At 37.2% G+C, this 15648-nt stretch carries 12 protein-coding genes; all 12 read right to left on the bottom strand.

Translation table 11 applies throughout. The features are described from left to right. Positions 1–87: 87 nt before the first annotated feature. Positions 88–2247 (bottom strand): peptidase domain-containing ABC transporter, encoded by a 2160-nt coding sequence (locus ABD005_RS17865; RefSeq protein WP_343819105.1) that lies wholly within the window; start codon positions 2245–2247, stop codon positions 88–90. Positions 2248–2707: 460 nt separating this feature from the next. Continuing rightward, complete coding sequence (locus ABD005_RS17860; RefSeq protein ID WP_343819104.1) at positions 2708–2899, bottom strand: hypothetical protein; 192 nt, start codon at positions 2897–2899, stop codon at positions 2708–2710. Positions 2900–2919: 20 nt separating this feature from the next. Next, positions 2920–3072 carry a hypothetical protein gene (locus ABD005_RS17855; RefSeq protein WP_343819102.1) on the bottom strand — a complete coding sequence of 51 codons (153 nt, stop codon included), beginning with the start codon at positions 3070–3072 and terminating at the stop codon, positions 2920–2922. 25 nt (positions 3073–3097) lie between these two features. Next, the gene (locus ABD005_RS17850) at positions 3098–3259 is read right to left on the bottom strand and encodes a hypothetical protein (RefSeq protein WP_343819101.1); all 162 of its coding nucleotides are present in this window, start codon (positions 3257–3259) and stop codon (positions 3098–3100) included. Positions 3260–3460: 201 nt separating this feature from the next. Further along, on the bottom strand, positions 3461–4717 hold the full coding sequence (locus ABD005_RS17845) for a beta-barrel domain-containing protein (RefSeq protein ID WP_343819099.1): 1257 nt from the start codon (positions 4715–4717) through the stop codon (positions 3461–3463). A 176-nt stretch (positions 4718–4893) separates the two neighbouring features. Then, complete coding sequence (locus tag ABD005_RS17840) at positions 4894–6198, bottom strand: tyrosine-type recombinase/integrase (RefSeq protein ID WP_343819097.1); 1305 nt, start codon at positions 6196–6198, stop codon at positions 4894–4896. After that, the gene (locus ABD005_RS17835) at positions 6198–8429 is read right to left on the bottom strand and encodes an AAA family ATPase (RefSeq protein WP_343819095.1); all 2232 of its coding nucleotides are present in this window, start codon (positions 8427–8429) and stop codon (positions 6198–6200) included. Before ABD005_RS17835 ends, ABD005_RS17840 begins: the two co-directional genes overlap by 1 nt. Continuing rightward, the gene (locus ABD005_RS17830; RefSeq protein WP_343819093.1) at positions 8423–8836 is read right to left on the bottom strand and encodes a hypothetical protein; all 414 of its coding nucleotides are present in this window, start codon (positions 8834–8836) and stop codon (positions 8423–8425) included. Before ABD005_RS17830 ends, ABD005_RS17835 begins: the two co-directional genes overlap by 7 nt. Further along, positions 8826–9410: a hypothetical protein gene (locus ABD005_RS17825; RefSeq protein ID WP_343819091.1), complete on the bottom strand. Its 585-nt coding sequence runs from the start codon at positions 9408–9410 to the stop codon at positions 8826–8828. The genes ABD005_RS17830 and ABD005_RS17825 overlap by 11 nt, the downstream gene beginning before the upstream one ends. Beyond that, the gene (locus tag ABD005_RS17820; protein ID WP_343819089.1) at positions 9403–11496 is read right to left on the bottom strand and encodes a tyrosine-type recombinase/integrase; all 2094 of its coding nucleotides are present in this window, start codon (positions 11494–11496) and stop codon (positions 9403–9405) included. Before ABD005_RS17820 ends, ABD005_RS17825 begins: the two co-directional genes overlap by 8 nt. Then, positions 11496–14429, bottom strand: a complete 2934-nt coding sequence (locus tag ABD005_RS17815; RefSeq protein WP_343819087.1) for a hypothetical protein — start codon at positions 14427–14429, stop codon at positions 11496–11498. The genes ABD005_RS17820 and ABD005_RS17815 overlap by 1 nt, the downstream gene beginning before the upstream one ends. Positions 14430–14443: 14 nt before the next feature. Beyond that, complete coding sequence (gene thyA / locus ABD005_RS17810) at positions 14444–15358, bottom strand: thymidylate synthase (protein ID WP_343819085.1); 915 nt, start codon at positions 15356–15358, stop codon at positions 14444–14446. Between the last annotated feature and the right edge of the window lie 290 nt (positions 15359–15648).

The raw sequence follows: 15648 nt of genomic DNA, 5'->3' as shown, positions 1-15648 counted from the left end.
TTTTGTGACATTGGGGGTTATATCTAAAATCGTTTCGCACAAAACTAAAGCCTAATCTTAATTACCCTACAGTACCACATTTTATGATCAACTGGCAGTTTTGCATTGTTCATCTGATAAATTAACTAAAATACCGTTTTCTAAATGATAGACCTGCTCAGCCATATTAATAGTCTCTTGCCTGTGAGCGATCATGATGCGTGTCATTGGTAGATGCTGAATTTGCTCGCTAATTTTAGCTTCATTGTCTTTATCTAAATGGCTGGTTGCTTCATCCATAAATAGCACACTAGGCGATTGATAAAGCGCACGGGCAAGCAATAATCGCTGTATTTGACCACCCGATAAGTTAGATCCCATATCGCCAACTAATGAGTTATAGCCCATTGTCATTTTGGTGATATCATCATGAATAGCTGCCAAATGAGCACATTGCTCTATCTTTAAATAATTAGGCTGCGGATCAAAAAAACTAACATTATCTGCGATAGACCCAGCCAGTAGTGTATCGTCTTGCATAACTGCCGCTATTTTTTTACGATAATTTTTAAGTCCAACTTGAGTAATATCTTTACCATCCAAGTAGACTTTACCTGAAGTGGGCCGCAATAAACCCAACATAATTTTCATTAAAGTGGTTTTGCCAGCTCCTGATGGGCCTGTAATAGCAATAGATTCACTCGCTTCAAGAGTTAAATTAATATTATTTAAAATTGGTGCTTGCTCATCACTGTAACTAAAACAGATATTCTCAAGCGTTAGTTGGCCTTTTGGCTCTTGACCTTCGCTATTTGAAAAAGTAGCTTCACCTTCTCTATTAGCTTCTTGCTCAGTTAATGCAATATCAGCAATACGGTCAAGATGTAAACGCATCATTTTGAATTGAATAATTTGCTCGATAAGGTTGGCAAACCTATCAGTTAATTGACCTTTGTAGGCGATAAAAGCCAATACCATACCAACGGATAAAGTATTTGCCATTACCATAATAGCGGCAAAATAAATCACTAAGACATTTTCTAAACCAAATAACAGTTTATTAAAGGAATCAAAACTGATATTTAAACGCCCTAAACGGATCTCACTATTAATAACTTCAGCATAGCGATTTTGCCAAACCCCCTGACGTTGAGACTCATTACCAAACAGCTTAATGGTTTGCATACCGCGAATGTTCTCTAAAAAGTTTGATTGCTCTTTCGCTGAGTTTTGAATCATCTCTTCAGTCGCTTGATGCAGCGGACGATATAGCGCTAAACGCACTATGGTATATAACGCTATTGCGCCAAGTACCACTGCGGTAAGTTTCAATGAATAAAACGCCATCATGATCAATACGGTGATAGCCATTACCCCATCCACTAAGGTTTCAACAAAACCCGTGGTAATACGTTCACGTATTTGTGCTAAGGAACCAAAGCGAGAAACGATGTCGCCAATATGCCGTGATTCAAAGTAGTTCATTGGTAAGCGTAATAGATGCCTAAGGAGATTTACCCCCATTTGCATATTAAGCAAGCTAGAAAGACGTAATATTAACCAACTTCGAACAGCATTAGTGATCACTGAAATAATAGCTATTAAAGCAAAACCAATAGCCAATACAGTAAGCAACGGTTCATCAAAACTAATTAAAACCTCGTCAACTACCCATTGCATGTAATAAGGGGTCATTAAAGCAAATAGCTGTAATACAAGAGACAAACCAATTAATTTGAAAAGCCCCGTTTTTAACCCAGACATTGAACTCCACAATTGAGTGAACTTCATTTGAGCTTGTTCTTGTTTTACTTCAAATTTACTGGTGGGAGTCAACTCCAAACAAATACCAGTAAAGTGCTTACTAAATTCATCAACAGTTAATGTTCGTTTACCTATTGCGGGATCATTTACAGAGAATTTAGCTGATTTCCCTTTACCAGAAACCTGAGTTAACACCACAAAATGATTTAAATCCCAATGTAAAATACAAGGTGCCGCTAATTTATGCACTTCATCAATAGGGCATTGTAAAGCACGGCTGGCCAAACCTAAACTATCACCTAATTCAATTAACTGCTGAAGGTTCATCCCTTTTAAATTGGCTGAAAAGCGTTTACGCATAGCAGGCATATCAAGTTGATGGCCATGAAAGCTGGCAACCATAGCCAATGAAGCTAAGCCACACTCTGCAATTTCAGATTGCAAGAGTAAAGGTACTGATTTATTAACTGAAAAAGCTAACAGTTGATCTGATGATGTTGACATAATAATAAATTTCTACTGAGTAAATTAAAAGCAATTTGCAATTATAGTTTCTGTTTTCATAGCATTTATTTAACTTAAATATAATAGGGTTGGTAATCAATATTAATTGAAAAAGAATACAACACTGATAATGGAAAACCCTACAGATGCTATACAAATTAGCCAATCAATTTTTGAGCTATTCTCGCCTGTAAGTGTCGTAAAAAGTTATTGGTGCTAATATAGGGGTGATAATAAAAAAAACATTTGAGCCATTAATTTATTCTAAGACTAATATTTCATTAGAATCCAAAGATTGAATTGCATAACCCCAAATAAATAGCATCAGTGTGTTAATGTAAAAAAATATTTTATTATAATTCATTTTCATATCTATAATTCACGATAGATATAGTCTTTTTTTATTTCTGTAAAATAAGCGAAGCTTTTATAAGATTCACTTCGCTTTCTTACTGATCAATTAACCTCTCTCGTTAAGAGGTTCTGCTTTTTTTAAATTTTTCTCTAATAAAGTAAGTAATATTATAAATAATACTGACGTTTGGAAGTATCCAGACAAAACAATACTTTGTTCATAAAAGATAAATTCATAACCTGATTTAAATAATCCAGATAAAGCAGCAATAGTTATTAAAATTTTAACTATATTCATGATACGCACCCTGTTTGTATTTATGGCCAAGGAGTCCCAATCAGTACATTATTATAGTACCACCCAAAAGCCCGACCAACACCATAGCCAATACTTTCCCAGCTACTTCGCCCTCCTTGAATTAAATCAAGTTCATGATTGTTTAACTCTCTAATTTCACTTTTTGCTTTCATTTTTATATTTCCCTATGACAAATGATTAAGGTCTGTGAATCGAATCATATAACCCACCACCAAGACCACGTCCAAATTGCATACTATAATCAATAATGGCCATATAGGCGGCAGCTCCTGCCATAGCTGCATACCATGTGATACCGCCATTTACACTTTCAATTTCTTTAACGTTTAATTCACGCATTATGTTATACTCCAGTAATCCGATATTTAATTATCGGGTTGTTGATTTGCAATCCTCAAATTAAGGTTGCAATTAATTTGGCTGCCTTTAGTTGTCTCGCTAAAGTTCGACTAAAGTCAGCCGCTCTATTTTCCAACAAGATTATTTCTCTTAAACAAACGATCTCATCAGAAAAACTCTTTTAGTTTATATACTCTTCACTTAGCTAACTCGACCTTTTAAGCTATAAATGGGTTCAAGTAGCCATTCAATTAACGTACGTTGTTCTAACATGATATCGGCTTCAAACAACATGCCGCTTTTCAAATCAAATGCTTTGCCAAATGCTTGCATTTGTTGTTGATTTAACTTTGCTCGCAGGCGGTAAACAGGCTCTTGTAATGAGATTGGTAACTGAATTTCGTTAGGAGAGATTAAGGTCTGATCTATACGGGTAATTTCACTTTTGATAAAGCCAAAGCGTTGATAAGGAAATGCGTCAAACCTTAATCGAGTATTATTTCCTAACTGAACAAAACCAGCAGAACGGGTAGGTAATAGCAATTCAGCAATCAGCTCTGAGCCTTCAGGTAAAATATGCAACAAAGGCTTAGATTGCGCTTTGCTTTGCGACAGTGTTTCCCCTTCAACAACTTGAATACCAGTTACTACTCCATTATTACTAGCAGTGATAGTGTATTTATAATTACTTGCTACTTGGACTAATTGACGCTGAAGATCTGCTTTCTGACGTTTAAGGTTATTAATCCGTAAAGTGTACTGTTGAGGAATATTTTTTATATTAAAGGTAACTTGGTTTAATTTGTTTTTTTGTTGTAGCAATAGGCGAGCTATATTTTGTTTCTCTTGTTTTGCTTCAAGTAAAGCCTGTTGTTGACGCTCTTTTTCTAAGTTAGATAAATAACCACTTTTATTGAGCTGGTTAAAGTCTAGTTGCTGTTCATTCAACAATGTTAACTTTTCTTCAGATAATGCTAATTGACTTTCAAGTGCTATTTGTTCACTTTCTAACGCTGTATGTTGAGCTTGTAAGTTAAGTATCTCTTGCGCTTTTAAGGCTTGGTGTTGAGTTATCTCATCACTTAATAAGCTTGTTTGAGTATTAAGTTGGTCAGCAAGCTGTTTACTTAAGTCAACACCTTCACTATTGCTTTGTTGTACTAGAAGTGTTGCTAAAGACTGTCCTTTAGTGACTTTATCACCTTCTTTAACCCAAAGTTTTTCTATGGTGCCGCCTTGGTTAGCGAAGCTTTTAATAACGCCTTTATTTGGCATTAAAAAGCCACGCACGGTTTCTTTACGAGAGTATTCAGCACTAAAAAGGAAAGCGACAATTGCTATAGCAACAGATACTAAGATTAGCACAGTTAGCTTGATAGATAATGGTTGAGCTAAGGTTATAGCACCTGTTAAACGCTCACTTTGATGGGAAACAGCTTCCTTTCTAAATAACGACATACTTTCCTTGAGGTATTCATTCCTTTGAATATTTAGTGTTCAAAACACTAACCCACTTAAAATCACCTCGTCAAGCAATTATTTTTATAAAAATTAAATAAAGTAAGCTTTTACCCCCCCCCTACACCAAACTTAACAGATTGTATTATAAAGATTTATCAACCATCTAATAAATTTTAACTTTTTACTTCACTTACCTTCTGTTTGCCTAAATATTGTTCAAGAAATTTAAGTAGTTCACCTTCTACATTTAAATCATTCAGTATTGCTTCAAATAAATCATTCGCTTTGTCGATATCAGCAAGCTGCTTTTTACGTGTTTGTACTTTAATTCCCAGATCTCGAAGCAACTCAATGTTATTCATTTTTGCTGCTAAACCTTCGCTACGCGATAGAGCTAAATAGTGACGAAGTGATTGCGGATTTGAATGACCTGCTTTTTCAGCCGCTCTTATCAATACATCTTGTGCAGACTTTGGTTGTCCCCGATCATCAAAACCATCAAAGGCAGCAACAATATCAGTTAGCCCTTTGGCTCTGACACGATGGCCTGTCCCTGAAACACCTGCCTTTTTCATTAAGCCTGAAAGTCTACGAGAAATATATTGTTTATTTAATGGCTTCCCCGTTGTTGCAGCAAGAAAAAGATCATCTGGCTCTTTGTAAAACTTGTTTCGTTTTTTAGCTGCGTTTACAGCATCAGCTCGTTCACTTTCAATATACTCACGAAGTAATTCCATTGTTTCGGGAAGAAACTCCAAGTCACGATCTATTTTTCGCTTCCCTTTTACTTCTACATAAAAAACCTTGTTTTCCGCTTGATAGGCTTCAATGTCTTCCCAGTCTGGTACATCAGATACTTTAATTTGTAACGCTTCCATTCTGCGAGCAGAGCGCTCATATATGGTAAAGATCAAAGAATCACGTGTTCCAACAACATCTGATTCTTCAATCGTTGTTACATGCAGTATTTCAAGATCATCATTGGTAGGAGTTGGTTTAGCTTTAGACGTTGACGATGGTATATGCGGCCATTTCCAACTAGTTTTCGTTTTCTCGGCAGAGATAGCATATTCCCTGTCGTCATTGTAAATGGCGACATGGTGACGAATAACTTTATTACGCTCAGCCCATAAAAAAAAATCAAAAACAGTACGTAAAACACCAGCTACATAACTGTCTTTATTACCACTTTTTATCTTTGTATCTCGAAATTCAACCAGATGCCCGTCAGTAACGCTTTGCCATGATAATCCTTTTCCTTTTTCATCAATAAACCTTAAGAATGTTTGCAGTTGATAGGCATAAGTTGTAACAGATGTAATTTCATCAGTATCTTTTATCGCCTTGAAAATCAGGTAATTACTCACTCCCTCAACAACACCATTGCTATCGAAAAAAACAGGAATGCCGCTGTAGGATGATTTACTAAATGCTCCTTGCAAAATACAGTCTTCATCGGTTGTTTTATAAAAAATCATTAGGCGAACTTACTTATCTGGCTAAGCTGTAATTGCTCAATATGATGATTAAGTCCAACAATTCGACTATCAATTGTTGGCGGCTTATTAACAGCTTGCTTGATAAGATCAATATTACCTATAAATACAACCTGTTTAATGCCTCTGGTAAGTGCAGTATAAATCCATGTGCGATCAATCATTCTTCCATTGATGACAGGTATGATAACTCTGCGAAATTGCGAGCCTTGCGCCTTATGACATGTAATAGCATATCCCCATTGAAGTGTTTCAATATCGTTTTCATCAAGCAGCACTTCTCCATTGTCAAAAGCAACAGAAATAATCGGAAGAGGTAAACTAGCTCGCTGAGCCTCGTCAACTTCACTAATAGTAGCTAATCGAATAACCTTGCCCAATGAGCCATTCATGATGTCCTTTTCCCAGTTATTCACGGTTGCCATGACTACATCACCAACTTTTAACCCTGTTGGCTCTGGAGCACTATTGCCACGAGTTAAGCAAACCTGTTGATTGTCACCAGCATATATTTGAGACAGCTTGCGATTAATACCAAGCGTCCCCCAACCAGAATCCTTTGTTGTAGGGCAAATAATTTTTACATCAGCTTGTTCATCAATGCCGCCTAGCTTATTAAAAACTTTTTCGATTTTTCCAAAAATGTTTTCAGAAACAGCATTAACAACTGAAACACCTGCATTTTTACCATTATAAACAGGTAACATATTCCAAATACCTTCTCTAACACTCTGTGAGACCATTGGAATACCTGTACTCTCATCTTGCCGCCAAACTTTGGTTAGTCTTGTTACATGCACGCTCAGTGAGTCTGACAGCACATGAAATACTTTTCCTGCACCAACAGGCGGTAATTGAGCTGCATCTCCAACAAAAATAATTTTTTGTGAGGATTCAAGGCGTTTAAAAATTCTTACCATTGAATAAAGATCGACCATAGAGCATTCATCAATGATGATATGTGTTGCCGATTGAAGTTTGTCTTGATCTAATTTATTAAGAAAACCTGCTATGGTTATAGCATCTTCCCCTGTTGCTTCCTGCATTCGTTTAGCTGCTCTACCTGCAAGTGCCATTTGAATAGCCATGCCACCTGACTGATTTAATACATAAAGCAGTGCTTCTAACACACTTGTTTTGCCAACACCTGCACCACCTGTGATCACTGACAGTGGTTTTGATAAACCATAATGAACCGCTTGAGTTTGTTCATCAGTTAACGGGTAGTTTTCTTTTTGCCATGTTGTTAGGTAGGCTTGAATGTTACTGTCCAGTAACTCCTGTTGGCTGGAGGTTCGTTTAAATACTTCATCTGCAATAAAATTTTCCTGAAGCGAAGCACCACGGCTCTGATAAAGATCAGGGGTTAACATCACAAAACCACCGTTGGCATATACTTGCTTTAATGCTTGTTTCGCTAAGTCACTACCAATACGTTTGGAAACTGACTTAACTAAAACGTTCGCATTTAAAGCCGTATTTCCATCATCTGTATATGCTGCAAACAGAACTTCAGTTACTGCTGCGTGAAGTCTTCGAGGATCATTAGGATTTATTGTAAATTGTTCCGTTGCTATCTTGTCAACCTTCTTCCATGTCACAGCGAAAGCAATGAGTCGATAAGGATCTGCTTCCAGTTTTACGATTGCATCATTGCTATAAGCAGCAATTATCTTTCGTCCAAGCCATACAGGTAAGCGATATAGCTCTAACCACTCAACCAATTTGCCTTTTTTATCATGATGCCAACCATGAACAAGGGTATAAGCTTTGTCTTCGGTGAGTTCTTCTATCTGTGATAAGGCTTCAAAATTCTTTTCATTCAAGACTCGGTAAATATCTTTACCAAACACCTTATACAAAGCCGTTGCTGTTTTAATCCCGATATTGGCGAATATGTCATTAAAGGCAATATATGAAATGAAATTTTCACCTTTCGGTTGTTGTTCAACGATACTGGTTGCCTTAATTTGCTCTTCAATTTCTCCAGTATGCTTATTGATATATTCACCATGTTGGCGAGCTTTAACCTTAAAACGTTGGCCTTGGTATAAACGAAAACCTTCGCCCGCTAATTTGCCAGTTAGAAGTACGTTGACCTGCTTATCTGTGTGCTTCCCATCGTTATTAAGAATAACGGCTTTAAAAACACAACCATTATCGCTTTTATAGCGCACGCGTTTAACTTCAACGTCCTCAACAACATTTACCACGGTAAACGTCCCTGCGCAGCAAGTTCATCATCAGAATCAAGCCAGCCATATTCATACAATTTTGCCTTGAAACGACTGTTATCCTCAAGTAACTGCGCATTGCGTTGTTCTAACTTCGATACTCTTTGCATTAATTGCTTGGCTTCTTTGTCTTTAACTCCGGGAGAGGGGTTGGCATTTATCTGAAATCCATTAGCTCTAAGTTTCTTCTCATACTCTGTAATTACATCAGTGGCATGGTCATTTTGCGAAACCCAATTTGCACCACAACCAAGGGCTTCTCGTACCCATGTTCGATTAATTCTGCCGTTGATCACCTCAATGCTATCGCTTTCAAAAGAGGACTTAAGAAGCTCATCCAGATTTGATTCTAAACTCTTCCGTTTACTCTGGTTGTCAGTTCGCATTATTACCACCTTTACCAAACTCTACCTTAGTCACTTTTGAAGCTTTGTTAGTTTCGTATTGTGCTAGTTTTTTACGTAGCAAAATGACTTCATCACGCATCATCCTTAACTCTTCAGCAGTTTCTTCTAACTCTTCTGTTAAGCCTTCTGCCTTACTTTTACTTAGTAACAACTCTTCTTTTAGTCGTTTAGTTTCTTGAGAATATTGAACATATTTGTTGGCAGCATTGGTCAGTGATTCATTGAGTTCTTTGTTCTTCGCTTTTAATTCAGTTAATTTTTGTTCTCTAGGCTTTTTAGGTGGCTTCTTTTGTTTTTTAAGCGTTTCTAAGCACTTTGCAATTTTTGTAACTTTTCGACCATGTTCCTGATGCGACATAACGAATGAACTTGGACTGCCAATTTTTTTAATCCCTAGCTCATCATCAATCCAGTTACGCACTTGTGTCAGGCTGGTAGGGGTCTCAAGTTCAGGGTGTTCGCCTTCAAGCTTTTCATTTAGAACTTTAAGACGAAGTTCAACCTGTTCAGCCAGCTTTTTCGCCTTCTCAGCATTACTTGTAGGGTTAGTCATTTGGCACCTCAAAGGGTGATACCGCTTCAGCTTTTGTTAACAACTCTTGTAGCGAAATAATTTGTATACCAGTGATTTCATCTAGCACTGAGCCTTTTTCACAAAAAGACTTAGTCTTTTTTCTTGCTGCAATATCATCAGAAATGGCTTCTGAGAAACGATCTGTATAAGCTGCAAATGCGCAACCGCCACAAGTTTCGACTGATCCTTTCTCAATATTAGGTTCACCCTTTTCGTTAGCACAATTTGAGTGTTTTCTTAATGATGTTTTCTTTGGACAAGCGCAAATTGTTCCCCAAGCCTGTTGGGTAAATTCAGCTCCTACCCGTTTCATATAGCGTGTAAGTTTTTCAACAACTCGCTCACGCTCAACTACATCAACCTTGCCACGGAAATGTTTTAACCAATCTGATAGTTTATGCTTGATTTTTTCGCCACTCTTGCCACCTAGTTTAGTCTTACCAGATACCACTTTTCTTAAGAAACTGGCAGTCCAACCTTCTCCGATTTCCTTCATTTCCTTCATAAACTTTTCATCAGTGATGTATCGCTTAGTCATTTCGATATTAAAATGACGTAAATGATAAGAGAGTGCTCCGATATAAGCTCCTTCAAAACGATAGTAATAGAGCAAGGCAAACATTCTGCGAAATTGATGAAATGAGAATTTCCACTCGTGTGATGAATCTTCATCTACAAAAGATGTATAAAAATCCTGAAGACTATTTCTTATCTGTTGATCGTTTAATTGAACTAGTTCACCTTCTCTGGAAACGTATTGCCACAGAGAATCAACTTCAGACTGCTCTCTTGCTTTTTCGCTTAGCTTTTCAAGTATATCAATGGCTTTTTTAACTAGGGTTGGTACTGGGCATAGATCATATCGCTGGCTGGTTTTTTCAATATATATCGTTAACCAATAAGCACCATCGCCTCTATCTTCATCGATACATTTGTAACCCAGATCAAAAATTTCCTCTTTTCGTCTTGCTGTCAATGAGGCAATAACAGTAAAACACGCGGAAGCAAGAGAGCGTACAACCCCTTCGAGGGTTACTACTCCATTATGGCTTTGCTTTCCGTCCCTAATGTTAAGATTTAAGCCTTTATCAGATAATCGCTTTATTGCAATTTCAGCATCGGCACCTGAAGAATATAAATCAACAATTTCATCACCATAGTTCAACACCCAATTGGCGCATTCCCTCATCATAGAAAACGCTACCTTAGGCGGTATAGTTTTAGTACGTTTGGTTTCAGAGCCAAGCCTGCTTGCTGCTTTTGATGAACCTTCTGGGAAAGGGTTATTAGAAAAAGGTTTGCTTTTGAAATAATGCTGCCAACTCCAAATCTCTTCCAATGGCACCAGCTTTCTGTGCAGATCCTGAATAGTAACAATGTTCGGAATAAGATCCAGCTCTTCTAAAATGTCTTGAACTGTGAGTTTTTCTAATTCAACTCCTTTGAAATTATGTTTTAACTGATGCTCGTACCAATCAATAATTCGAGTGGTATAAGAAAAGTTTCTTATTGGCAAACCATCAACACCAACCATTTTATACACTTCAGTTCTTCTTAGTGTATTGGCTTGCCTAAATGGTAATTTATTCCCCTCAAGCAAATGTTTTTGAACTGCCTTAAAAACTTTCTCAGGAATGCTTAGAGAAAACTCTGCACCAAAGGCTGCATCATTTGAGAATTTTTCAAGATGTGTAGAGGTTACTTTTGACAACGACCGTATTTTGTACTGACTTAGCCAGCAAATAAAAGAAAGAAGGGAGCTTATGCGCTGTGCATGAACAGATGCTCCTATTACCGGATTGTGTAAACGGAAAACCTCAACATATTCAAGTAGCAATTCATAAAATTCTTTGTTTCGCTTATCTGTTAATCTACTGCCATCGAGAAGTTTAATATTAAGATCAACGGTCGATTTCTTACGTTTTTCACCTACGGTATCTGTTATTTCAATTGAGTTTTCAGCTATCGATATATTACTGAGCCAAGGCCAGTTTTTTTTATGGTTTTCAAATATGCTCTCGGCATCAGGATCTTGAAAAACCTCTAGTAAGGCTAAGTTACTCATCACCAAGGCTCCGGCATTACAAAGTTACTGTCATTCATCCTTTGACTTGCGACTTCAGTCGCTTGCTTTTTGATCAAACTAAGTTTGCCTCGTGTCATTTTTTCTTCCAAAACCACGGTAAAAAATGCTTGCCAAGGCACCCAAATATCCGTCCATTTGTTCATATTCTTAGCTGTAAAGTCTATTTCATGTTTCTCTAGTGAGGTCTTCCAAATGATCATATCGGCAATGGATATTGGATCAGCACTTACAAGCATTCGATCATGTTTGCACCTAACGCAGTTTTCTACTTCGCTGCATTTTACCTTCTCACCTGCCTCTGTAATAATTTCCCTGCTTTTACAGAAAACGCCCCAGCCAGTTTTTTCTACTTTTTGTTTCTTATCCGTCCATTCTTTTTGATCAATGTCCAACTTTTCATGTACTTTCTCATCGTCATATACCATGACAACTTCAATAGTTTGCTGGAATTCCAGCATATCTTTTTCCATTTGAATTCGATGTGGCAGCTTGTTGGTATAACCTTCTGTAGTTGAGCCTGATTCATGTTGAGCGATAAGCTGCGCCACACCAAGGTTAGCAGGGTCTTTAAGTTGAACATTGAGCAAAACCGTTGGCCTAAGCATTGAAGGTACAAGTCTAAATTGTTTTAAATAGTCAGATTGATTGCATATAGCTTTAAATTCATCCCTAAATGCAAATTCAGTTAGCGGCTGAAAAGCGCCTTTCTGATAATATTGCAACGTATCATCATTGATTTTAGGTTGCACCGAACAAATATAGTCAAGGGCATTTATGGCACTTACGCATTCTTCATTGTTGGATTTTACAGTCAGATCATCGTAAATAAGCTTGCCAAAGGATCTGTCTTTTTTACCTACCACCTTTTTATGCTGAGCAACGCCTGACTTACGAACACAATCTTTAGGCAGTGTTAATGCAACAGCAACATTAGCACCGCTTTCGCATAGATATAACGTTAATGCGGAACTAATAGCCTTGCGCGTTGGCACGAGATAAGACGCAACTCGTTCAATGCCACCAAAAAGTTGATATTTTTTGTTCCACATTTGCATGTTGGTTGTTGCTGCATTAGGAGGACAAGAATTGTAAACTTCTTTTATTACCGTAAGTAAGTTAGCAAGGGCAAGTTGTTTATCATCAATAGGAAATACATCTTTGATGTATTGAGACCACACGTAAGAAGAAATGGACTCTCGCTTTTCAAGCATTGAACGAAATTCATCACAATCTACCGTTGCTAGGTCAAGTAGGACAGCACTTTCTTTGTGGAGCTTTTGCCATTGTCTAAAGATTTTACTCGCCTGAATCTGTATTTCTAATAACCTTGACTCAGTGATCTCCTGCATAGCTTGAGAAAGATCTTCTGGTAAATCAGGTTTGTTCGCCTTTTCAAATAGTAACGTTTCTAAAAAAGCCTTAGTATCTTTTCCTTGGCTTAATTCTATACCCCGATATTTGGCTGCATCGGTTAAAATTTCCTCTACACGCTCTATCTCGTCTTTTTTAATGCTAGCTTCAAGAATGGATTGTCTGTGACCTCTGTCTTTATTGACTCTGCCTTTCGTTAAAAACGTGTACTTGGGAATAACTCTGGCATCACCAAATTGCGTGATAATGTGTGTATTCAAATTAGTATTAGGATTCTCAAGTAATAAAGCTGCTCGATATGCCATACAAGCACGACCAAAATCGGCTTGATTTATTTTTTTGTTATCACGTAGTAAAGATGCAACATTACTATCTAGATTTTCAGAATTGGCTAACCATTCGAAAAAGTGAAGGATACGGAAATACTTATTCTTTACAGTACCAGTTGCGGCCTTGTTACAGATTGCAATAAATGTCGTGCCAACTTTTTCGGCAAACTCAAGATTATATAATTTAATAAGTGATGAGAAAGAATAAACCCGATCATGCTTCTCAGAGTATGGAGTTGCCCCTAAATTTATATTGGCGGCACCGTAAACATTAAACGATTTTTTTGTTGTTCCACGTTGTTGTGTTTCGTAAAGAGCCTTGGTTCTTTTCTCAATTAACGCCATCAGGTTAGGGCTATTCCTAATAGTGCTTTTCGAAACATTCAGCTCATCTGTTAGCCATTTAAGACTGATCACTCTTGATGAAGAATCTAATATAAGTTCACTGTTTTGGAGTATTTCTGACAAAGCATCCTTGTATTTGTCTCCTGCATACTGTGAATAATTTTGCTTATTGATTAATTCATCATATTCTGCGAATAGCTCTTTTAGTTTTGGAGCACGAGTTTCAGCCACACTTGTACTTTGATTAGCAGGCATTCCAAAGTGAACCATGACAGCTCTTCGGTTAAGCTTTCCAAGCTCATTAATGGGTAATTCATTGTTTTCTGAAAGAGTCTCTAAATAAGTTCTGAGGTCAGGAACTTTTCTCTCCCAAACCGTACCTGTGATGCCCTGCTCATAGAGTTCTTCATCAAACTCATTGAGCATATGACGTGCCCATTGCCATGACTCCGTTTTACCAACCAAAGACTGTGCAGGGAAGCCAAACTTCTTTTCAAATGAACTAAATGAAATTCTACCTGATCTATTTCCCTGATCAGCTAAAGGTAGATCTGCAATATTTTCTCTTAGTTTATCAATCAACTCTCTAAATCGAATGGGCGTACCATGTTCAGTGTTGATACCAGTAATATCTCCACCTTCTTTTTCAATCAATTCATTTTCAAAACCATCTACAACATTTTTGCACCACTGATACTTATCAAAACCATGATAGTTAGATAAAGAACAGTGTTGAAAACCATATTTTTTCTCTATTAATGAACGAGCAACTTTACCCTTATGAGTTGGTAATTTATTTTGACTAAGCAACTCCTGAAAAAACTTTCGCAATTTTTCAGGAGTGTTATAAGTCTCTAGTCCCGCCATTTCAAATTTACTTCCTATACGGCTACTGGTGCTGGTATTGCTGAATGCGGGTCATACCCCTCTAACTCGAAGTCATCAATCGTGTAATCAAACAGAGAGTCAGGTTTGCGTTTAATAACTAGTTTAGGAAATGCTTTGGGTTCACGTGACAGTTGCTTTTTAGCTTGTTCAATGTGGTTCATATATAAATGCACGTCCATACCAAACCACACAATTTCGCCAACACCATAGCCTGTTTGTTCCGCAAGGAGCGTGGTAATAAAAGCTAGATTTGCAATATTAAATGCAAGACCAAGATAAGAATCACAAGATCGTTGCACCATAGCACCTGAGAGCTTATTTGTGTTTGGATCAACATAAAATTGATAATGCTTATGACAAGGTGGGAGTGCCATCTGATCAAGTTCACCAACATTCCAGCCATCAAAGATTATGCGTCTTGATGACGGGTTATTTTTCAGTAAATCGATTACTTGAGATACTTGATCGATTTCTTGTCCATCTTCAGTTTTCCATCTACGCCATTGTTTACCATAGACAGGACCAAGATCGCCCCATTGCTTTGCAAACCCATCATCAGTAATGATACGTTGTTCAAATTCTTCCATCATTATTGACTTATCTGCACTGCCTTCTGGTTGAGCATCAATAAATTTTTTATACGGCCAATCGCTCCAAATGTGGACATTCTGCTCGACTAGCTCTTTTATATTATGACCGCCAGAAAGCATCCATAACATCTCTTTAAATGCCGTTTTCCAGTAAACTCGCTTTGTCGTAAACACTGGAAAGCCTTCCGATAAATCAAATCGCATCGTATGCCCGAAAATTGCTTTCGTGCCTACGCCAGTTCGGTCTACTCTTTCGCTTCCTGTTTCTAGTAATAAGGTCAATAAATCTAAATATTGTTTTTCGGGATGTGTTGTCATTAAATTGCCTTTTATAATTCTAATCTTGATACAGGTTATTGTAATTTACTTCTAATTTATGTTTGTTTGCCACTTCATCTAATACTTGTTGCCTATATCAAAATACTTAATTCGCCATCAACGGAGTTTTCTATACTGTAATTCAATCTATATATAGTTTCAATCCAACCAATAAATAATGTTCGTAACGTTTCGCGCCATATATAAAATTAATTACAGTACATTTTCTTTATTTATCAATGAACATAACCACCTATTCGTGCGTGAGTAGCATTTTGATAGTCACAAAA

Source organism: Colwellia asteriadis (assembly GCF_039523295.1).
GTDB lineage: Bacteria > Pseudomonadota > Gammaproteobacteria > Enterobacterales > Alteromonadaceae > Colwellia > Colwellia asteriadis.
This window is presented reverse-complemented; position numbering and strand designations above follow the sequence as displayed.